Genomic DNA, 21,786 nt, shown 5'->3' with positions numbered 1-21,786 from the left:
TTATAGTACATGTCATTATAAAATACAAGATATAGCATTTAAAATACACTAGATTTTAGATTGATTATAAGAATAGAATACTTAAACCTTTAAATTTCTTGTTTTTTCATAGTTAAAGCTATTCTCTTTCTCTTTTCATCTACTTCAAGAACTCTGACTTCAATAATGTCTCCAACCTGAACTACATCTAGCGGATGCTTTACAAATCTATCCGAAAGCTGACTTTTATGAACTAATCCATCTTGATGAACACCAATATCCACAAAAGCTCCGAAATCAGCTACATTTCTTACTGTTCCCATAAGCACCATTCCTGGCTTAAGATGTGACATTTCTATTATACCTGTTTTTAATATTGGCTTTGGCAATTCTTCTCTTGGATCCCTACCTGGTTTCTTAATCTCTTTTATTATATCATTAAGAGTTGGAACCCCTGTTTTTAACTCCTCAGCTAAATTGTCAATTCCAACTTCTTTAACTCTTTCATCAATATCTGTAAGCTTATTATTTTTTAAGTCTTCCAACATATATCCTAATCTACTTAATAAGCCTTTAGCAGCATCATAAGACTCTGGATGAACTGATGTATTGTCCAATGGTTCCTTGCTTTCCATGACTCTTAAGAAACCAGCACACTGTTCAAATGCCTTAGCACCCAATCTTTTAACCTTTAAAAGTTCCTTCCTACTCTTAAATTTACCATTTTCCTCTCTATAGGCTACAATGTTTTGTGATATTGTAGAATTTATGCCTGATACATAGCTCAAAAGAGAAGGTGTTGCTATATTTAAATCTACTCCTACATTGTTAACAGAATCCTCTACTATTCCACTTAAAGATTCATCTAATTTTTTAGAAGCAACATCATGCTGGTACTGTCCAACGCCTATTGATTTGGGATCTATTTTTACAAGTTCTGCAAGAGGGTCTTGAAGTCTTCTTCCTATAGATATAGCTCCTCTTAGTGAAACATTTATATCAGGATATTCTTTTGCAGCAAGTTCAGATGCAGAATATACTGATGCTCCCGCCTCTGAAACTACTACATAGTAAAGTTCTTTTCCTTTTTCCTCTTTAACTTCTTTAAGAAGTCTTACAATAATCTCTTCTGATTCTCTACTTGCTGTTCCATTACCTAAAGATATAACATCAACATTATGTCTATATACTAAATCTTTAAGTTTTTTTATAGAATCTTCCACTTGATTTGGTGATGCTGTAGCATATACAGTATCTGTATCTAATAACTTTCCAGTGTCATCTAGCACTGCTATTTTGCATCCTGTTCTAAACCCAGGGTCAAAACCAAGTACAATTTTTCCCTTTATAGGCGCTTGCATTAAAAGAGCTTTCAAGTTAGCCTTAAATATTTTTATAGCACCTTCTTCTCCTATATCCGTGAGCTCTGATCTTATCTCCCTTTCAATTGATGGGTATATGAGCCTTTTTAATGAATCCTTTACACTTTCTTCTATATATACATCCGTGATTTGATTTCCTTTTAAACACTTTCTATTCAAATATGATATAATTTTATCCATATCTGTAGTTATCTTAACCGAAAGTATTTTTTCTTTTTCACCTCTGTTAATAGCCAGGATTCTATGCGGTGGTATATTCTTAACTGCTTCCTTATATTCGTAATACATCTCATAAGGTGTAGTTTCTTTACTTTCTCCATTTGTTTCAATGAATCCTTCTCTATGTATAAGTTCCCTAATCCACTTTCTGAACTCCGCCTCATCTGATATAATCTCGCTTACTATATCCATTGCCCCTTGAAGTGCCTCTTCAACAGATTTTACTTCTTTTTCTTCATTAATAAATTCTGCCGCATACTCTTTTATTTCCCCTTTAAATTCACCATTCAAAATAACCTCCGCAAGCGGTTTTAGCCCCTTTTCTTGAGCAATTGTAGCTCGTGTTCTTTTTTTAGGCTTATAAGGTCTATATATATCTTCTACTTCCGTCAAAGTTTCACACTTTATTATAGTCTTCTTTAGTTCCTCAGTTAACTTCCCCTGCTCTTCGATAAGTCGTATAACATCTTCTTTCCTTGCTTCAAGATTCCTCAAATATGTAAGTCTTTCAAATAAATTTCTAAGAGTTACATCACTCATGCCACCTGTCATTTCTTTTCTATATCTAGCTATGAAAGGTACGGTATTTCCTCCATCTAGAAGTTCAATTACGCTTTCAACATCCTTCTTATCCAATCCTAATTCTTTTACAAGTCTTTCTACTATTATATTCATCCTTACCTCCAGTTACATTATTAGCAATTTTGTGTAGTTACTTATTATTATGTCACCACATCTAGGTTTTAGCAAATCCTTAATTTAATTTCAATATAATGCTTTAATTTCCTTTTTTTATTTTATCACATAAAAATATATTACAATAATCATATAGTATTTTGCAAATTAATATATATTTATAGACATCTTTTCTTAAGGAGAAATAAAATGAAAAACAAATTACTGTCTGTATTCATAATTATATTTTGTATCATTCTTAATTTTAGTTTTCAAATTCATCTTTCTATTCACTCTTTCAATCATAACTCAGTGAAAAGGTACATAGATTATCTATCTTCAGATAGCTTAAAAGGTAGACTTGCTGGTACTATAGAAAATGATACAGCTGCACTATATATAAAAAGTGAGTTTGAAAATAATAATTTAAAACCTTACGAGGGTAGTTATTTTCAACAGTTTGAAACAGTATATCCTCATAAAATTAAGGACAAACCTTATTTAACTGTTACTGATTCTAAGGGGTTCTTAATAAAAGAATATCAATATGGAGTTGATTATAAGGAAGATTTATTAAACTTTAGGAAGAACAATATTTCGTTTAATAAAAAAGATAAAATTACGTTTAGTAATGGTCATTTACAAATTCAACAAAATAATGACTACTTTTTATTTTATGTTACAGAAGATAATAAACTTACTTTTAGAAGCTCATTTATAAACTCATCCCCTTATAGCATGTATATTATGACCACCAAAAATACTGTAAATGAACTAAAAGACTATATAAAACAGAATTATACTATAAATTGCTTTATACCTTTTGAAACTAAGAATACATCCTTAAATAATATTACAGCTTATATAGAAGGTAAGGACCCTTCACTCCCGCCTCTTGTGCTTTCAGCTCACTTTGATCATATAGGAGCCGACTTAGGAGGTAGCATATATAGTGGGGCCTTGGATAACGCATCAGGTACAGCTTTCCTGTTAGAGCTAAGCAAATATATAAACTCATTAGGTAAACCAGATAGAAATATTATATTCGCAGGCTTTAATGCTGAAGAATTTGGATGTCTTGGTTCGACAGCCTTTGTAAATAAATATAAATATAATCTAAAAGGAGCTAAGGTTATAAATTTTGATATGATAGGCAGCGACCAGCCTGTACCACTTTATATTATGGGTGGCAGTAAGGATACAGAGAACTCTCCATTAATAAAAGAAATTGCAAAACTATGTTCTAGAAATAAAATTGAATTTAACTATCTATTTGAGGATGCAAGCGATCACGAGTACTTTAGAAAACAAGGCATAGATGCTATTACTCTTTCTGACTCAGATATATCTAGAATCCACACACCAAATGATAAAGCTAAATTTATAAGTGATAGCACTATAAATAGGTCTTTTAAAGTAGCTTCTAGAGAGGTTGTAAATCACGGATTTGGAAACAATCTGATACTTATTTATTATAAGGAATTAATCTTAATTTCATTAATAGCTATTATTCTTTGTATTAAATTTCAAAAACCTAGTCATTAAAATATATACTCGGATAACAAATAACTATCTTGTAATTCACTTTATTTAAAAATTTAGTACTCATTTTTCATAGTGAAAGCACTATCAAAATTTATTTGTCAGAATGTATCGATGGGTTTTTTATTTCTTCACCCTATACGATACACCTTTAAACTTTGATAGTGCTTTATTATACTGAATTAAATCATTAGATCTTAATAAGCTTTATTACTAAGTAACTCTCTTGTATTTAAACTATTTAGCTTTTACTATTCTGCTTTAAATATTCACTGATAAACTCGTCAATTTCTCCGTCCATTACAGCATTTATATTACCAGACTCAACACCAGTTCTATGGTCTTTAACAAGGGTATATGGTTGAAATACATAGGATCTTATTTGACTACCCCAACCAATGTCTTTAAGCTCTCCTGTAAGATCTTCTATCTTTTCCTTGTGTGCTCTCTCTTTTAGCTCTACAAGCTTTGCCTTAAGCATTTTCATAGCCTCATCTTTATTATGATGTTGACTCCTTTGATTTTGGCATTGAACAACTATGCCAGTAGGTATGTGCGTTATCCTTATTGCTGACTCAGTTTTATTTACATGTTGGCCCCCAGCACCTCCAGCCCTATAGGTATCTACTCTTAAATCTTCCGGTCTTATATCTATGTCTTGGCTGCTAGTAAGTTCCGGCAGAACTTCAATAGAAGCAAAGGACGTCTGTCTCTTGCCATTGGAATTAAAAGGAGATATTCTGACTAACCTATGAATTCCTTTTTCTGCTTTTAAGTATCCATATGCAAACTCTCCTACTACCCTTAGAGTTGCACTTTTTATTCCAGCATCTTCTGCGGTAAGTAAATCTATTGTTTCAACTTTAAAGCCATTTCTTTCGGCCCATCTAGTATACATCCTTAAAAGCATCTCAGTCCAATCCTGAGCATCAGTTCCTCCAACACCTACATGTAGGTCTAATATCGCAATGTTTTTATCGTATTCTCCTGAAAGTAGGACTTCTATTCTAAACCTCTCAACTTCTCTTCTAATGTCATCTACTTCCCTTACAATTTCTTTTGCAGATGATACATCGTCTTCTTCCACTGCAAGCCTTACTAAAAACTCAGAATCACTTATTCTTTCCTCAAGTTCTATGTATCTATCTAATCTTCCTTTAAGGAGCTTCTCTTCACCAGTTATCTCTTGAGCCTTATTTACATCATTCCAAAATTCTGGTTGTTGCATTACCTTCTGCAATTCTTCTACTCTATTTTTTATGCCTTCTATGTCAAAGAGAATCCCTAATCTCTTTTATAGTTTCATTTAACTTACTTATTTCATTTAGAGTTTCTTCTAATTGAATTATCATGTAACCACACTCCTTTATTAAAGAAATGTGGCTTTACCTATAAGGAAAACCACATTTCTCTATCTTAAAACAAATTATATTTCTGGTCTCTAATAAAAATTATGTCTACTCAAATCTTCCACAGCAATTTTTATATTTCTTGCCACTTCCACAAGTGCACAGGTCATTTCTCCCTGTAGTTTTTTCTTTTTTCACAGGCTGCTTCTTTATCGAATCCTCGTCCGCTTGGTTCGTATGAGTCTCTTTTACAACTCTCTCTCTTTCTGGAGCTTTTTGTATCTGAACATGGAATAAATATTTAATAGTTTCTACTTTGATATTGTAAATCATCTCACTAAACATTTCGCTTCCCTCAAATTGATAAGCCTGAGCCGGATCTTGCTGCTTATATGCTCTAAGACCTATACCTCTTTTTAAGTGATCCATGTCATCTAAGTGATCCATCCACTTTGAATCAACAACTCTTAATAGAATTACTCTTTCTATTTCTCTCATTTGTTCAGCTGTAAACTCATCTTCTTTTTCTGCGTAAATATTATGTCCTATCTCTATAAATTTCTCTTTTATCTCATCATTCGATAAGTTTACCAGGTCCTCCACTGTAAGTGAATCTTTAGGAACAAATATGTCTTCCATATAGTCAATAAGCTTCGCTATATCTTCTTCAAAGTCTTCTTCAATTCCTGAAAGATGTGAATCTACTGCAGAATCTACTAGATCCTTAAACATAGCTTCAACTTCTTCTTTTAAATCTTCTCCTTCAAGAACTTCAGATCTTTGTTTGTATATAATTTCTCTTTGTTTATTTATTACATCATCATACTGGAGTAATGTCTTTCTTATATCAAAGTTATTCCCTTCAACTTTCTTTTGAGCATTTTCCAAGGCACCTGAAACCATTTTACTCTCTATAGCTTCGTCATCTCCAAGTCCTAACTTTTCAACGATACCTTTTAATTTATCAGAACCAAATATTCTCATTAAGTCATCATCAAGAGAAACATAAAATCTAGATGCTCCAGGGTCTCCTTGACGACCAGAACGTCCTCTTAATTGGTTGTCAATTCTTCTTGATTCGTGTCTTTCTGTTCCTATGATTTTTAGTCCACCAACTTCTATAACATCTTGATCGATCTTAATATCTGTACCACGACCTGCCATGTTAGTAGCTATAGTAACCATACCTTTTTCACCAGCATGGGATATTATTTCAGCTTCTTTCTCGTGATATTTAGCATTTAATACTTGATGTGGGATTCCTCTTTTCTTAAGCATATCAGAAAGCAACTCAGACTTTTCTATGCTTACTGTACCAACAAGACTCGGCTGACCCTTTTTATAAGTTTCAACTATATCTTCTACAACCGCTTTAAACTTTCCTTTTGCAGTCTTATAAACCACGTCCGGCAAATCTATTCTTGCTATAGGCTTATTTGTAGGAATAACAATTACATCAAGTCCGTAGATTTCTCTAAACTCATTCTCTTCTGTTAGAGCAGTACCAGTCATACCTGATAATTTATTAAACATTCTGAAGTAGTTCTGATATGTTATAGTTGCAAGTGTTCTTGATTCTCTTTCTACTTTTACTCCCTCTTTTGCTTCAATTGCCTGGTGAAGACCATCACTGTATCTTCTTCCTTCCATTGCTCTTCCTGTAAATTCATCAACTATTAAAACTTCACCATCAACCACCATATAGTCCTTATCTTTTCTCATCATATAGTTACCTTTTAAAGCCTGAACAACGTGGTGTTGTATTTCCATATTTTCTGGATCAGCATAATTTTCTAATTTAAAGAAATTCTCTGCCTTTTTAATTCCTTCATCAGTAAGCATAACAGCATTTGCTTTTTCATCTGTAGTATAGTCTTCTTCTTTTTTTAATGACTTAGCAAAATAATCTGCAACCTTATAAAACTCAGTAGACTTTTCACCTTCACCTGATATTATAAGCGGAGTTCTAGCTTCATCTATCAAAATTGAGTCAACTTCGTCTACAATTGTAAAGTTAAGTCCTCTTTGAACTCTTTCTTCCTTGTAGATAACCATATTATCTCTTAGGTAATCAAATCCAAATTCACTATTAGTTCCATATGTTATATCACAATTATAAGCTTCTTGTCTTTGTGTCTGATCTAATTCGTGAAGTATTACGCCAACTTTTAACCCTAGAAATTCATACACAGGTGCCATAGTGTCTCTATCTCTTTTTGCAAGATAATCATTTACTGTAACTATATGAACTCCTTTCCCTGTAAGTGCATTTAAGTACGCTGGTGCAGTTGCAACTAAAGTTTTACCTTCTCCAGTTCTCATCTCAGCTATTCTTCCCTGATGGAGAACTATACCACCTATAAGTTGTACTTTATAATGTTTTAAACCTATTGTTCTCCATGAAGCTTCTCTAACTACTGCAAAGGCCTCTGGTAAAATAGCATTAATACTTTCCCCGTTTTGAAGTCTTTCTTTAAACTCATCTGTTTTAGCCCTAAGTTCCGAATCACTTAACCCCTGCATCTTCGCATCATATGAATCTATTTTTTCTACAATAGGAAATATTCTTTTTAACTCTCTATCACTATAAGAACCAAATATCTTTTGAAAAATACTCATCTTTTTCATCCTCACCATATTAAATTTGTATATACCTTATAGATTATATCACCTAATCATTGGCTATTCAACTTTTATAGCCTATAGTTTAACTATTGTTTATAAGTTTGTTACATATTTAAGAATATAACTTCTTTATAATATAATATTTTACATATATTATAGTCATTTTGCAAAGTTAATATTTGCAATGTAGCAAAATAAAAGAGGAAGCATGAAGCTTCCTCTTTTAACTAAAACTCTGGTTCTATCAAACCATAGTTTCCGTCTTTTCTTCTATAAACTACATTTACTTCTTCACTTTCAGCATCCTGATATACGAAAAAGCTGTGTCCAATAAGTTCCATTTGTAGAACTGCCTCTTCTGCAGACATTGGCTTAACAGCAAATCTCTTAGTTTTTACTATCCTTGGGTCATCATCACCATCATCTACATAAGGAGCATCAGTAGTAGGTTGTAAGAATCTCACTGATTCCTCACGATATTTTTTTTCAAGCTTTGTCTTCTGCTTTCTTATCTGTCCTTCTAATTTATCTACAGCTATATCAATAGCTGCATACATATCATCATGTACTTCCTCAGCTCTTAATATTATTCCACCAAAGTGAATAGTTATTTCTATAATTTGTCTATTCTTTTCTACGCTTAATGTAGCATGTGCTTCTATATGAGGTTTGAAATACTTTTCTAGTTTCGACACCTTTTTCTCCACAACACTTCTCAATGCAGGAGTTATTTCGATATTTTTTCCACTTACCGCTATATTCATATTTCCAGCCCCTTCCTCTTTGTTGTGACTTTGTCACTTTGTTAGGATAAAATCCTATACCATAATTTTTCTCTTAAGTATAGGTTTAACTAACTGTTAACTCTATTTTAATACTCTTTACATCAAAATACAAGAGTATAAAGAGCGAATTAACAAAATATTGTACAAACTCTCATGATTATTTATTAAGATTTTTTATCAACTCATTTGTACTTACATTATTATTATGTTCAAAACTCAAAAAAAAATTAAAGTTCTTAATCTTTTTAGATTAAGAACTTTAATTTTAGATATTAAGCTAGTTGACCTGGTTTTTGACCCCACACTCGCCTGCTGGAGATTTTGCTACCCGGAATTAACCTCTCACTACTGACTCTCTCGTCTTTTAAGACGGCAGGACTTACCTCTAAACCGCACCATGCTCATTAAACATTTTATTTAACTTACGTGGATCGTTTTGCCTGCGACTAGCATCGATTTTCAACCACAAACCTAACTTAATATATAATAAATTATACATTACTTTTTGCAGCAGTCAATATAGTAATTTTATTTATTTTATTTTTCGTTAACTCACTTGCACAGTAAAACGCAGTAGCACCAGTGGTTATAACGTCATCTATAAGCAAAATTTTTTTACTTATTATATTATTTTTATTTATGACATCAAAACTGCCATATACATTATTCCATCTCTCATTTCCATTTAGTCCAATTTGGTCTTTTGTTTCCTTAATCTTAATAAAACAAGGAATTACTGGCTTATTTAGTAGTTCTCCTATTTTCTTAGCTAAATATTCACTCTGATTATAGCCTCTCTTTTTTAAAGACTTTTTAGTCATAGGAATATATGTTATTATGTCAAAATCTATACTTTTATTTAATACTACACTCTTCATATATTCGGCGATAGCTTCTCCTGACCTGAAATCATTTTTATACTTCAATCTCAATATTAGCTCCATCATAACACTTGAATAATATGCTACGCTATAACAGTTAAATTCGATATTATTCTTTTCTATCTTAAAAATATCATTGCAAAATTTTATATTTTTTTCGCATTTATTACAAATTATTTTATCTTCATAAAATTCTTCCCCACATACAACACACCCATCATCATTTGAGTATATTACCTGTAGTATACAATCCCATATAAATTTTAAATTCTTAACAATCCCATTTCCCATGCTTCTTTATTAAAATTTCTAGTTATATCTTTTGCTTTTTCCATATCGCTTGTTTCTTCATTTGCTAAAAATATAACTTCTCCTTTCGAATCTTTTTCTCCTCTATTCACACTACCACAGAAATAAGTAAGCTTCTTATAATCAAATTCAAAGTCATCAGCAAAGTAAACCATTATATCCATGTTTTTTACATTATTAAAAATATTCTCAAAGTCGTTAGTTATAATTACCGAACTTTTTATTTTTTCAAAATTTGAAAGTATCCTTTTGCCTGATTTATCCTTCATATAACAAGTTACATTCCTACTTATGTTCTTACAGTAAGTTCTAATATAGTAATAAACATTTTCTAATCTTTCTTCATCCGGAACACATATAACTACTTTCCTATCAGAACTTATTGACCATTTTAAATAATCATATATAACAAAAGGTATATCTTTATTTATATCAATTCTTGTTAATATAATTCTTGGCTCTATTATTGGAACTCTGCTATCCTTTATCGGCAATACAATTTCTCGTCCACAATTTAATATACCTTCGATAGAATACACTATAACCTTAGTATTATCCTTAGAAATTTTTGATATCAAATCTAAGATTTCATATTTACTATGCATAGGAAAACTATTCACATCATCATATATTATTAAATCAAACCTTTCTTGCAGGTTAATTGCATTACTGAAGTTGCATATCTTAAGCATTGAATTAATACTTATCTCTGAATTTCTTATATAAGTATAATCTCTAAAACTTGTATACCTTTTTATAAAATCAAGTATACTTACCTTGTCTGAATCTTCATTAGTAATATATACTACTCTTTTTCCGATCTTTACATAGTAAAGTAATAACTTAAGAAATATACCTGCTGAATTATATGGGGGTGAAACTACGTTTAGAAATCGCTCATTACTCATCCCCCAATTTAGTATACTATTATTAAATCTATCTTTTTCTTCACTTAAGTTTCTCTTCCTGAATAACAACATCCTCTTCACTCTCCATTATATCCATTATTCTATGTTTCAATAATGAATATCTTTCAAAGCTCTTATTATTATTTATCATAAACTTAGTTGCCTTTATATCTCCAACTAAAACTACTAGCTGTTTTGCCCTCGTTATCGCCGTGTAAAGCAAATTTCTATTCATAAGTAGTGGGGGACCCATAAATATAGGAATAATAGCCACCGGAAATTCACTTCCCTGACTCTTGTGAATTGTTATTGCATAAGCTAAATCTAATTCATCTAGGTATATATTTTCATAAATTACTTCTCTTTCTTCATCGAATATTACCGCTAGTGTCTGCTTTTCTTCGTCTATATATTCTATGTATCCGACATCCCCGTTAAAAATACCTACTCCCTCTTTTTCGCCTTCTCCAAATACCCTAACCCATTTCAAAGAGTAGTTATTCTTAGTCTGCATCACTTTGTCACCAACCCTAAAAATCATATCCTTAAATTCTTTTTCCTTTTTACTCTCATCCTTAGGATTTAAAATATCTTGAAGTTCCTTATTTAAATTCGATACACCTAAAAGTCCTTTTCTCATCGGCGAAAGAATTTGAATATGCTTCGTCTTATCCCAGCTCTTGTTGAAATTTGGAAGCCTGCTATTGATAAGAGATATTAACGTATCTTTTATCTTATTTGGCTCTTCACACCTTATGAAAAAGAAATCCTTATCCCTTTGATTTAATACAGGCATTTCCCCAGCATTAATCTTATGAGCATTCATAACAATCATACTTTCCTGCGATTGTCTAAATATCTCATTTAGCCTTACTACTTTTATACTATTACTTTCAATTAAATCTCTAAGTACGTTTCCAGGACCAACTGATGGTAACTGATCCACATCTCCGACAATTATTAATCTAGTTCCGAGAGATAACGCCTTTAAAAGATTACTCATAAGCATTATGTCTATCATTGAAGCTTCATCAATTATAACTACATCACACTCTAGAGGCACTTCTTCTCCCCTGGATAAAAGAAGACTTTCATCCTCTTCACTTATCCCCATCTCTAGAAGCCTATGTATTGTTTTAGCCTCTTTACCTGTGGCTTCAGTCATCCTCTTAGCAGCTCTCCCTGTAGGAGCTCCCATGTATACTTTAAGGCCTGATTTTTCAAATATTTCAGTTATGCAGTTTATTATAGTGGTTTTACCTGTACCTGGCCCTCCTGTTATAATTTCCACTCCATTTTCTATAGCACCTTTAATCGCTTCTTTTTGTGATGGTGCAAATCTTATACTATTACTTGTTTCAAACTCTTTTATTTCTTTATCTACAGATACTCCAGTATCGTCATACTTGCTAAACGCTAAAGAAAGAATTTTTTTTGTTACTGCAATTTCAGAATAATAATACGGAATCGAAAAAACACATATTTTATTCTCAAACTTTTCGATTTTTATTTTCCCATTGATTTGTGCTTCATATATGTTTTCTTCAATTTCTTCTCTTGATACTGCTAGTATGTCTATTCCTTCTTTCAAGAGATTTTCAAACGGCATATAGGTATTTCCAAGTCCACAAAATTGATTTATTAAATATCTTATTCCACTTTGTATTCTAAAAGGAGAGTTTAAATCTATTCCTAAACTTCTTGCAATTTTGTCTGCAGTTTTAAATCCTACACCAGATATTTCCTCAGTTAATATATAAGGATTCTCCTTCACAATCTTTATGGATTCAGCCCCAAATCTTTTATGAATCTTTACACACTGATTTGGAGTAATTCCATATGTCTGCAGAAAAATCATTACATTTCTCACTTCATTTTGTTTGGAATAGGACTCACATATTAAAGCTATCTTTTTTTGACCAATACCATCTATTTCTTTTAATCTTTCTATATCATTATCTAATACCTCTAAGGTTCTATCTCCAAACTTTTCAACAATTTTCTTAGCAGTAACAGGGCCTATACCTGCTATTATTCCAGAGGCTAAGTACCTTTCAATCCCTAAAATAGAACTTGGCACTATTTCTTCACATGAGGATACCTTAAACTGCTGACCAAATTGCGGATGTAATACCCATTCACCACCCAATTTTAGATTTTGACCTTCAGTTATGTATGGTATACAACCAACTATTGTTATAGTTTCTTTTCCACTTTTAACCCTAGACACTACGTAACCATTTTCCTCATTTTGAAATACTATATCTTCCACAACACCCTGTATTTCTTGCATAAGCTCGCTCCTATTTCTTTTTTGTGTTTCACTTTCACTTTATTTTAATTATAACATATTTTTTATAGTTAGTAGTTGAGAGTTAGAATTTAAAATTTCAACTCTTCACTCTTAATTCTTAACTAGTAAAAAAACTCTTATGCACAAGCATAAGAGTTTTTTTACTATAAATATTTCTTTATTTCTTCAACTTTACTTAAACCTTCCCATGGAACATTTACATCAGTTCTTCCAAAATGTCCATAAGCTGCAACTTGTTTGTATATCGGTGTTCTTAAATTTAATTCATTTATTATAGCAGCAGGTCTTAAATCAAACACCTTATTTACTATTTCTATGATCTTACCATCATCTATTTTACCTGTTCCAAAAGTATCAACAGTAATAGATACAGGTTTAGCTACTCCTATAGCATAAGCAACTTGTATTTCTAGCTTATCTGCAACTCCAGCAGCAACAAGGTTTTTAGCAACCCATCTTGCAGCATATGCAGCAGATCTATCAACCTTAGTTGGATCTTTTCCCGAGAATGCTCCACCGCCATGTCTACCATATCCACCATAAGTATCAACAATTATTTTTCTTCCAGTTAATCCTGCATCTCCTTGTGGGCCTCCAACAACGAATCTTCCTGTTGGATTTATAAAATACTTAGTATTATCATCTAAAAGATTTGCTGGTATAACAGGCTTTATTACATGCTCTAACATGTCTTTTTCTATTTGTTCACGAGTTGTCTCTGGATCGTGTTGAGTTGATATAACTATTGCATCAACTCTAACTGGTTTATCATTTTCATACTCCACAGTAACTTGTGTTTTTCCATCTGGTCTTAAGTATGTTAAAGTTTCACTTTTTCTTACTTCAGATAATCTTCTTGAAAGCTTATGAGCTAGACTTATTGGCATAGGCATATATTCAGGTGTTTCATTTGTAGCAAAACCAAACATCATTCCCTGATCTCCTGCACCTACAGCTTCCATTTTATCCATTTGTCCCATTTTAGACTCTAGAGCTTCATCAACTCCCATAGCTATATCTGATGACTGTTCATCTATTGAAGTAAGAACCGCGCATGTATCACAGTCAAATCCAAATTTAGCTCTAGTGTATCCTATTTCTTCTATAGTCTTTCTAACTAATCTTGGGATATCAACATAACAGTTAGTTGATATTTCTCCCATAACCATAACCATACCTGTAGTAACTGCTGTTTCGCAAGCTACTCTTCCATTTGGGTCTTTTTCTAATATAGCATCAAGAATAGAATCTGAAATCTGATCACAAATTTTATCTGGATGTCCTTCTGTAACTGATTCTGAAGTAAATAATCTTCTCATCACTTTGCCTCCTTTAAAACTTTTAAAATTAAAAATAAAAACCCCTTCTATAAGAAGAGGTTAAATAGCTTAACAACTCTCTTATCTTGCAGATCATTACTGCAGGAATTGGCACCTTAGCTTTAAAGCTGGTTGCCGGGTTTCATCGGGCCCTTTCCCTCCACCTCTCTTGATAAGAGTTATATTCAATTTTATATTATGTACTATGTATTTTTTAAAGTAAAATGCATTATGTCTAAAAAAAATAAAACACTTAAAAAGTGCTTTACTTATGGTGGAGGAGGACGGATTCGAACCATCGAAATCAATGATAACAGATTTACAGTCTGCCCCCTTTGGCCACTCGGGAACTCCTCCATATTTACTTGGTGCTGGCAGCAAGAATCGAACTCGCGACCTACTGATTACAAGTCAGTTGCTCTACCTGCTGAGCTATGCCAGCTTATTAATATTAACTTTTGGTGGGCACAACAGGGATCGAACCTGTGACCCCCTGCTTGTAAGGCAGGTGCTCTCCCGGCTGAGCTATGCGCCCTTATTATGGTGGAGGAAGATGGATTCGAACCATCGAAATCAATGATAACAGATTTACAGTCTGCCCCCTTTGGCCACTCGGGAATTCCTCCATATTTGCTTGGTGCTGGCAGCAAGAATCGAACTCGCGACCTACTGATTACAAGTCAGTTGCTCTACCTGCTGAGCTATGCCAGCTTATCTTGTTCTGTCGGTTTGTTTCTCAACCGATCTGACATGGATTAGTATACAATGTTATAAGAATATTTTCAACCCCATATAAGCTCATTTAACCAATATTTAGCTGTAATTTCTTTAAATTACTATGTATTTCTAATTTTTTCTCACTAATTCATTTTTATTTTTATCTTAAATTATAATAACTTGTCGACACAGAACATTTTACATAAACAGAGTTCTTGGCATCAGATGGAGTTTTAACTCCACCTGATGCTTAGAAATCGTTATCCAGGGACGTAGCCGCTCGCAACGTACCCTTGTAGAAAAGCAGATATCCCAAATCTCTGATTTGGTGATAGTCGCTTTCACAGAGTGCGAGGGAGTAAAGAGCGGGTAGTCATCGGATAAATACAATTTAATAATTACTAGATGATTATTTTTTCTAAATCTCTCTAATATCTTTTTAAATTAATGTCCTCGGCTTATGGCCTTGCTGCATAAGGGTTATAGAAAGATAAATAAAAAATAAACTGTGACAATCTATAGGCACAAGTACCTTTTTTGTCCCAGTTTTACTATTGCTCTATCGTTTCATTGATTGCAAGCTTACTTTCAATATATCTAATTTTATCATATTCTTTATCTGATAGTCTTTCTTTAAGTAATTTCATAACATCTCTTATATCGCTATTATCTGCTTTTATAAGATATTCTTTTACTTTCTGATAATCAACTACTGATAGCTTACTTGATACAGACATCAACTTAGATTTATCCGAATCTGTTAAACTGTGAATATTTCCATTCTCTGAATAATTGAATACAGCTATTTCTTCTTTTTTCTTATTTTTAATATCTTGCTTTACTGTAACGGAATTCTTATCATTTTTCTTCTTAATTTCTTCATTAGCTATCTTCATATTACTATCACTTTTCTCATTTTTAGAATTATAACCTATATTCTCATAAAAAAAGTCAACTTTATCCCGACTTATTTGTTTACCTAGTGTTTCCATTTTAAATTTCTTGTATTTATCAGTTATTAGAAACTGACTTAGATTTTTGATATTTTTAGAATCTAAGTCATCCTCACCTTTTTCCTTACTTGCTTTTTTATCATTACTACTACTCCTATCTTTATTTATTACCAAATTAATGTTCTGTTTTAGTATATCCTTGCTATTCTGAATCCTATTTGGAAATAGCATGAATAATACGCAAATAGTAGTAGACAAAATCACAACAAATGATTTGAATTTAATACTCATAAGCTACACCTCCTTGCACCTCTGATATTATCCCATTTATTTAATATTTTATTCACTTTTATTTAATATTTTATAAGTTATTCTCATATAAATTATTAGGGAGGTGTATGTTATTGAATAAAGTGAAAGCTAATTATAAAAACCCACTATCCTATTATGAAATTGCATACTTTTTAAAAGATTATATTGACAAAGATACTATAATAGTATGTATTGGTACTGATAGATGCATAGGGGATTGTCTTGGCCCATTAGTTGGAACCTTACTTAGATCAAAAAATTTCCCTTTACCTGTATATGGTACAGTTTCAGATCCAATACATGCTTTAAATATTGATAAAAAGTTAAATGAAATAAAACTTTTGCACCCTCACAACAATATAATAGGTATTGATGCATGTCTTGGAGATTCAGATAGTATAGGGGAAATTCAAGCTAGAGATTACCCTGTACATCCTGGCAAAGGTGTTGGTAAATCTCTTCCAAATGTCGGCGAAACCTCCATCATAGGTATAGTGGATTCTAACGACAATGATGAAATATTCAACAGCAATAACATCCGACTGGACTTAGTATTAAGTATGGCCAAAGTAATTACCGATTCCTTAATTCACTCTTATTACCTGTATGATAATACTAATATCTTATAAATAAAAAAGCAAAGTCCTTAAATAATTTTAAAGGATTTTGCTTTTTTACTTATAAAATATTTTAGTCTATTAAAGTTATATCATCGCCAATAAAAGTGACTTCCATCTTGTCCAAGTACTCTAATACTTTGCCTGTACCTAATGCTACACAGGATACGGCTTCTTCAGCCACATACACAGGTACTTTGGTTACCTCCTGTATTAGATTGCTAAGGCCATTAAGTAAAGCGCCTCCACCGGTCATAATTATTCCCTTATCGGCTATATCTGCCGCTAACTCCGGTGGTGTTTTTTCTAATACTGCATGAGTTGTCTCTGCTATTGCGTTTACTATTTCTCTTAATGCTTCCCTCATTTCATCTGAGGATACAGTTATATTCTTGGGAAGGCCTGAAATTAGGTCTCTTCCTCTTATTTCCATAACTACTTTTTCTCTATCAAACGCAGAACCTATATTTATCTTCAAATCTTCTGCAGTTCTTTCTCCAATCATTAATTTATGCTCTTTTCTTATATATCTCATTATAGCTTCATCAAACTTGTCTCCTGCTACCTTAATAGATGATCTTACAACTATTCCACCTAGGGATATAACTGCAATGTCGGTAGTTCCGCCTCCTATGTCAATAACCATGTTGCCACTTGCTTTTGTAATGTCTAGCCCAGCTCCTATTGCAGCTGCTAAGGGTTCCTCTATTAAGAATACCTTTTTAGCGCCAGCATTTTTAGCTGCATCGATTACAGCTCTTTTTTCAACCTCTGTAGCCTGACAAGGTACACAAACCACTACCCTCGGTGCTGACATTCTCTTTTTACCACAAGCTTTAGATATAAAATACTTTAACATTTTTTCTGTTATATCATAGTCAGATATAACCCCATCCCTCAAAGGACGAATGGCCACGATGTTTCCAGGTGTTCTACCTATCATCTGCCAAGCCTCTTCTCCTACAGCTAGTACCTTGTTTTTGTTCCTATCTATAGCAACTACTGAAGGTTCCTTTAATATTACGCCCCTACCTTTAATGTAAACAAGCACTGTTGCTGTACCTAAATCAATACCCATATCTGTTCCTATACTAAAAAACATTCCTTTTTCACTCCTAATCTACCCCGGCTTTTTGTAATAAAAATATGAAATTTGTCTATTTATACTATCTTTATAGTTTAATTATAATCGGAATGTTTTTAACCTTCAATAGCTTTATACTTCATTTTAGTTGCTTTGCCACCTCTTATATGTCTTTCAGCTTTATTATAATCTAAGATTATCTTAGCTTCTTCCGCAATTTGAGGATTTATTTTAGGTAACCTTTCTGTCATATCTTTGTGTATGGTACTTTTACTCACTCCAAAAACCTTGGCTGTTTTTCTTATTGTAGCTCTTGATCCTATAATATAATTTGCAACTTCTAAAACTCTTTCTTCAATGTAATCTTTCAACGTGGTACCTCCTTAATCCTTCTATATTTATAAATATGCTGTTTCACGTTTTTAAATTCGTTATGTTGGCCATTTTCCGATAAACTCCTCGGAAAATGGCTAAATATTAATATTTTAAGTATTTACTTGGATCAATAAAGTCTTTACCTTTTAAAACTGCAAAGTGCAAATGATCCCCGTATTTCTCGTATGCTGCTCTTAATGTAGTTTTACCAACAGTACCTATAACTGTTCCTTTACCTATTGTTTGGCCCTTAGTAACCTTTACTTTTGAATCTAAGTTAGAATAAACAGTCTTTAAACCATTTTGATGATTTATAACAATTTGTACCCCATCTTGTGTGGAGCTACTAACCTCTTCTACTTTTCCATCCATTACAGCCAACACAGGTTTGCCTAAATCAGCTTTTATATCATATCCAAGATTTGGTCTATAGCTACCTGTAGAGTCCCAATAAACAGGATCCTCTGAATATGTTCTTGCTACGCTTCCTTCTACTGGCTTTTGGAATGTAGTATTCACTGTGCTAGAAACTCCTTTTGCGTTTGCTCTATCCTTTTGTACAGTTGTTTCTGTTTTGGTATTTTTCTTTACTTGAAGAGCATTATCATAATTTAGAGAAGGCTCATTTCCAGCTTTTGCAACATCTTTATTTGTATTTTGTTGTGATACATTATTTTGCTGAACTGGAGTATTCTCTGTATGCTTATTATTTTTGGCGGTTAAAACTGCCACTGTAGCTACTACACATAAGCATATAAACAATACTACATAGAAGCCCTCCTTCTTAAAGAAATTTAATGTTTTGTTTAAAAATTTTTTGTCCATACGAACACCTCCTTTTTGTAGTTTGTCCAGAGTGTGGTAAAAAATACATATTTTATAAAAATTTTTTTCTATTATTTTCATTCTTTTTTGACAAATAATGAAAATAGGGTAATAAGAATTCATCAAAATTCTCATTACCCTCTACCTAGCTCTAAATTACTTACTTGTTATCTTCGTAATTTCCACTCCACTATAATAATGCTTCAATATTTGTTTATAATCTTTGCCTGACTTTCCCATGGCATTTGCTCCCCACTGGCTCATACCAACCCCATGACCATATCCAATACAACTTATCTCTATATTACTGATGTTGTACTTTATATCGAAATTAGCTGAATTTAACCCCATAATACTCCTAAATTTAGATCCAGTCATAGTTGTTCTACCAACCTTAATTTCTTTTACAGACCCACTCTCATTTCTACTTATTATGTTTACCTGACTTTTTAATTTTGATTGTGATAAACCAGTATTAGGATATTGAGAGTTTATCTTCTTTACAAATTCACTATATGTCACTTTAACTACGCTCTTAAATTTAGGCGCTACTTCTTCACCTGGACTACTAACACTTCTAAGATATGGAGCATTTTCTGAAAAAACATCTAATGCATTTTCTGTTTTCCCACTACTTACTGCAAAATAATAAGGTTCTAATATAACCTTGTCATTAATCATTAAAACTTCTCCTGAAGTTTGTTTTACTGCATCTGATAACTTGTTCCAATATTCATCTCCTTTACTCTTTTGCCAGGACTTTAGTCTATCTTCTTTGCTCATATATACCTGACATTGAACTGTATCACAAACATTAGCTCCAGTATCACTTTTATATTTCTTTCCTCCAAATTCCTCCATATGAGCTAATGCAAAGGTTCTAGCTGCTACAGCTTGAGCTTTTAATGCCTCAATCGTAAATTCGGCTGGCATTTCAGCTGCAACTACTCCTCTAACATAATCTTCAAGAAGCATATCCTCAACCTTGTTGTCCTTAGTTATGTAAACCTTAATTTTAGGCCCACCATTGCTCTCATTGAAAACTATATTATTTGACTTCATTAAAAATCTTGGAATAATTGACTTGCTTAAATTAACTCCACCTTGTCCAATTCCTACCATAAGTGTAGAAAGTGCTATTATAAAAACTATACTCATAAAAATCATAATTAGGAATCGCCTTAGATATAGTTGAATATTGTTTCTCCTCATACCGTACCCTCCCCGAAACTCTTTTGTGAAATACAGTATAAGTTTATTTTTGTTGTTACTAAATTATTACTATATTTTTAAATATAAAAAAGAGAAGACTTTAATCTTCTCTTTAAACACCAAAGTTATAATCTTACATATCTACTCTCTCTATGTCTGCGCCTAAAGCTTTTAATTTTCTCTCTATATTTACATAGCCTCTATCTACGTGATAAACATCTGTAAGTTGAGTCTCTCCTTCTGCCACTAATCCACATAATATAAGTGCTGCTCCTGCTCTTAGATCTGTGGCCCTAACTTCTGCTCCGGTAAGTCTATCGACACCTTCTATTACTGCACTTCTACCATCAATTTTTATATTAGCACCCATTCTCTTCATCTCAGCAGCATGCATAAACCTATTCTCAAAAATTGTTTCAGTAACTATACTAGTTCCTTTCACTGTGCATAGTAATCCCGTCATTTGAGATTGCATATCTGTTGGAAAGCCTGGATAAGGCATAGTTTTAATATCTATTGGCTTTAGGTTTCCTGTAGCATCTACAATCATACTACTTCCATCGACTGATATGATGACTCCAGCTTCAGTTAACTTTGCGATTATAGGCTTTAAGTGTTCTTCATTTATTCCATTGATTTTAATCTTGCTTCTAGTAATTGCGGCTGCCGTCATAAAGGTCCCTGCCTCGATTCTGTCGCATATAGGTCTATGAGTTGTTCCTTTTAAGCTCTTAACACCTACAATACGTACTGTTCCTGTACCTGCTCCAACTATACTTGCACCCATACTATTTAAAAACCTTCCCAAATCTTCAATTTCGGGTTCTTCTGCTGCATTTTCTATTACAGTTTCACCTTCTGCCATTACAGCTGCCATCATTATATTTTCTGTAGCTCCTACAGAAGGGAAATCAAGATAAATCTTGCTTCCTACAAGTTTTCTAGCATATGCTTCTACATATCCATGACCAACATTAACCTCTGCACCAAGGGCACTAAACCCCTTTAAATGCAGGTCTATAGGTCTAGTACCTATATTACATCCCCCTGGTAGCGAAAGTTTAAATCTACCAAATCTTGATATCATAGGTCCCATAATTAAAAAAGATGCTCTCATTCTTTTTATTAAATCACTCGAAGGATTACATTCTTTTATGTTTGAGCTATCAATTATAATTTTATTAGTTTTTTCATTTATAGATATATCTGTAGAAATAGTTCTAAGCGCATCACTTATAACAAAAACATCTTCAAGCATAGGTGCTTCGTCTATTATGCATTTATCTCCACTTAATATACACCCTGCAATAATTGGCAATACAGAGTTCTTAGCAGCACTTATGTTTACTTCTCCTTTTAGTTCATTTCCTCCTCTAACCACAATTTTGCTCATACTTATCCTCC

At 32.6% G+C, this 21,786-nt stretch carries 16 protein-coding genes, 5 tRNA genes and 1 riboswitch; of the genes, 2 read left to right on the top strand and 19 right to left on the bottom strand.

Annotated elements, in window-relative coordinates; genetic code table 11:
• Positions 1-89 precede the first annotated feature (89 nt).
• A complete protein-coding gene (locus tag AC0N0V_RS00810) occupies positions 90-2,255 on the bottom strand; it encodes a Tex family protein (protein WP_474461644.1) in 2,166 nt (721 codons plus the stop codon).
• 210 nt (positions 2,256-2,465) lie between these two features.
• Here AC0N0V_RS00810 and AC0N0V_RS00805 point away from each other — a divergent pair, with 210 nt between their 5' ends.
• Positions 2,466-3,800 carry a M28 family metallopeptidase gene (locus AC0N0V_RS00805; protein ID WP_474461643.1) on the top strand — a complete coding sequence of 445 codons (1,335 nt, stop codon included), beginning with the start codon at positions 2,466-2,468 and terminating at the stop codon, positions 3,798-3,800.
• Positions 3,801-4,038: 238 nt separating this feature from the next.
• Here the strand turns inward: AC0N0V_RS00805 and prfB are convergent.
• From prfB to AC0N0V_RS00740, 13 genes are all read right to left on the bottom strand, one after another.
• Positions 4,039-5,149 (bottom strand): peptide chain release factor 2 gene (gene prfB / locus AC0N0V_RS00800; protein WP_474461642.1). Its coding sequence is split into 2 segments (ribosomal slippage): positions 4,039-5,070 and positions 5,072-5,149, totalling 1,110 coding nucleotides; the frame shifts between segments, so codons are not numbered across the junction.
• A 105-nt stretch (positions 5,150-5,254) separates the two neighbouring features.
• Positions 5,255-7,765: a preprotein translocase subunit SecA gene (gene secA, locus AC0N0V_RS00795; protein ID WP_474461641.1), complete on the bottom strand. Its 2,511-nt coding sequence runs from the start codon at positions 7,763-7,765 to the stop codon at positions 5,255-5,257.
• A 233-nt stretch (positions 7,766-7,998) separates the two neighbouring features.
• On the bottom strand, positions 7,999-8,535 hold the full coding sequence (gene hpf, locus AC0N0V_RS00790; RefSeq protein ID WP_474461640.1) for a ribosome hibernation-promoting factor, HPF/YfiA family: 537 nt from the start codon (positions 8,533-8,535) through the stop codon (positions 7,999-8,001).
• Positions 8,536-9,047: 512 nt separating this feature from the next.
• Positions 9,048-9,728 carry a ComF family protein gene (locus tag AC0N0V_RS00785; RefSeq protein ID WP_474461639.1) on the bottom strand — a complete coding sequence of 227 codons (681 nt, stop codon included), beginning with the start codon at positions 9,726-9,728 and terminating at the stop codon, positions 9,048-9,050.
• The gene (locus AC0N0V_RS00780; protein ID WP_474461638.1) at positions 9,701-10,726 is read right to left on the bottom strand and encodes a hypothetical protein; all 1,026 of its coding nucleotides are present in this window, start codon (positions 10,724-10,726) and stop codon (positions 9,701-9,703) included. Before AC0N0V_RS00780 ends, AC0N0V_RS00785 begins: the two co-directional genes overlap by 28 nt.
• Positions 10,695-12,947: an SF1B family DNA helicase RecD2 gene (gene recD2, locus AC0N0V_RS00775; protein WP_474461637.1), complete on the bottom strand. Its 2,253-nt coding sequence runs from the start codon at positions 12,945-12,947 to the stop codon at positions 10,695-10,697. Before recD2 ends, AC0N0V_RS00780 begins: the two co-directional genes overlap by 32 nt.
• 164 nt (positions 12,948-13,111) lie before the next feature.
• Positions 13,112-14,287, bottom strand: a complete 1,176-nt coding sequence (gene metK, locus AC0N0V_RS00770) for a methionine adenosyltransferase (protein ID WP_474461636.1) — start codon at positions 14,285-14,287, stop codon at positions 13,112-13,114.
• A 78-nt stretch (positions 14,288-14,365) separates the two neighbouring features.
• Positions 14,366-14,466: riboswitch (SAM riboswitch) on the bottom strand.
• Between the two features lie 93 nt (positions 14,467-14,559).
• Positions 14,560-14,644 (bottom strand) — tRNA-Tyr (locus tag AC0N0V_RS00765).
• 9 nt (positions 14,645-14,653) lie between these two features.
• Positions 14,654-14,729: transfer RNA gene (locus AC0N0V_RS00760), tRNA-Thr, on the bottom strand.
• 17 nt (positions 14,730-14,746) lie between these two features.
• A tRNA-Val gene (locus tag AC0N0V_RS00755) sits at positions 14,747-14,822 on the bottom strand.
• Between the two features lie 6 nt (positions 14,823-14,828).
• Positions 14,829-14,913, bottom strand: a tRNA-Tyr gene (locus AC0N0V_RS00750).
• A gap of 9 nt (positions 14,914-14,922) precedes the next feature.
• Positions 14,923-14,998: transfer RNA gene (locus tag AC0N0V_RS00745), tRNA-Thr, on the bottom strand.
• A 557-nt stretch (positions 14,999-15,555) separates the two neighbouring features.
• Positions 15,556-16,248 (bottom strand): hypothetical protein, encoded by a 693-nt coding sequence (locus AC0N0V_RS00740; RefSeq protein ID WP_474461635.1) that lies wholly within the window; start codon positions 16,246-16,248, stop codon positions 15,556-15,558.
• A 113-nt stretch (positions 16,249-16,361) separates the two neighbouring features.
• Between AC0N0V_RS00740 and yyaC the strand changes: the two genes are divergently transcribed.
• Entirely contained in the window at positions 16,362-16,898 is a 537-nt protein-coding gene (gene yyaC, locus AC0N0V_RS00735; protein WP_474461634.1) for a spore protease YyaC, read from the top strand.
• Between the two features lie 61 nt (positions 16,899-16,959).
• Here the strand turns inward: yyaC and mreB are convergent, their stop codons facing one another.
• From mreB to murA, 5 genes are all read right to left on the bottom strand, one after another.
• Complete coding sequence (mreB, locus tag AC0N0V_RS00730) at positions 16,960-17,988, bottom strand: rod shape-determining protein MreB (RefSeq protein WP_474461632.1); 1,029 nt, start codon at positions 17,986-17,988, stop codon at positions 16,960-16,962.
• A 98-nt stretch (positions 17,989-18,086) separates the two neighbouring features.
• The gene (gene spoIIID, locus AC0N0V_RS00725; protein ID WP_474461631.1) at positions 18,087-18,341 is read right to left on the bottom strand and encodes a sporulation transcriptional regulator SpoIIID; all 255 of its coding nucleotides are present in this window, start codon (positions 18,339-18,341) and stop codon (positions 18,087-18,089) included.
• A 106-nt stretch (positions 18,342-18,447) separates the two neighbouring features.
• Positions 18,448-19,170: a peptidoglycan DD-metalloendopeptidase family protein gene (locus AC0N0V_RS00720; RefSeq protein ID WP_474461630.1), complete on the bottom strand. Its 723-nt coding sequence runs from the start codon at positions 19,168-19,170 to the stop codon at positions 18,448-18,450.
• Between the two features lie 156 nt (positions 19,171-19,326).
• Positions 19,327-20,382 carry a stage II sporulation protein D gene (gene spoIID, locus AC0N0V_RS00715; RefSeq protein ID WP_474461628.1) on the bottom strand — a complete coding sequence of 352 codons (1,056 nt, stop codon included), beginning with the start codon at positions 20,380-20,382 and terminating at the stop codon, positions 19,327-19,329.
• Between the two features lie 133 nt (positions 20,383-20,515).
• Entirely contained in the window at positions 20,516-21,775 is a 1,260-nt protein-coding gene (murA, locus tag AC0N0V_RS00710; protein ID WP_474461626.1) for a UDP-N-acetylglucosamine 1-carboxyvinyltransferase, read from the bottom strand.
• Between the last annotated feature and the right edge of the window lie 11 nt (positions 21,776-21,786).

This window comes from Clostridium sp. CS1-1 (assembly GCF_056135525.1).
The sequence above is the reverse complement of the archived record's forward strand: the minus strand, read 5'-3'. Positions and strand labels throughout refer to the sequence as shown.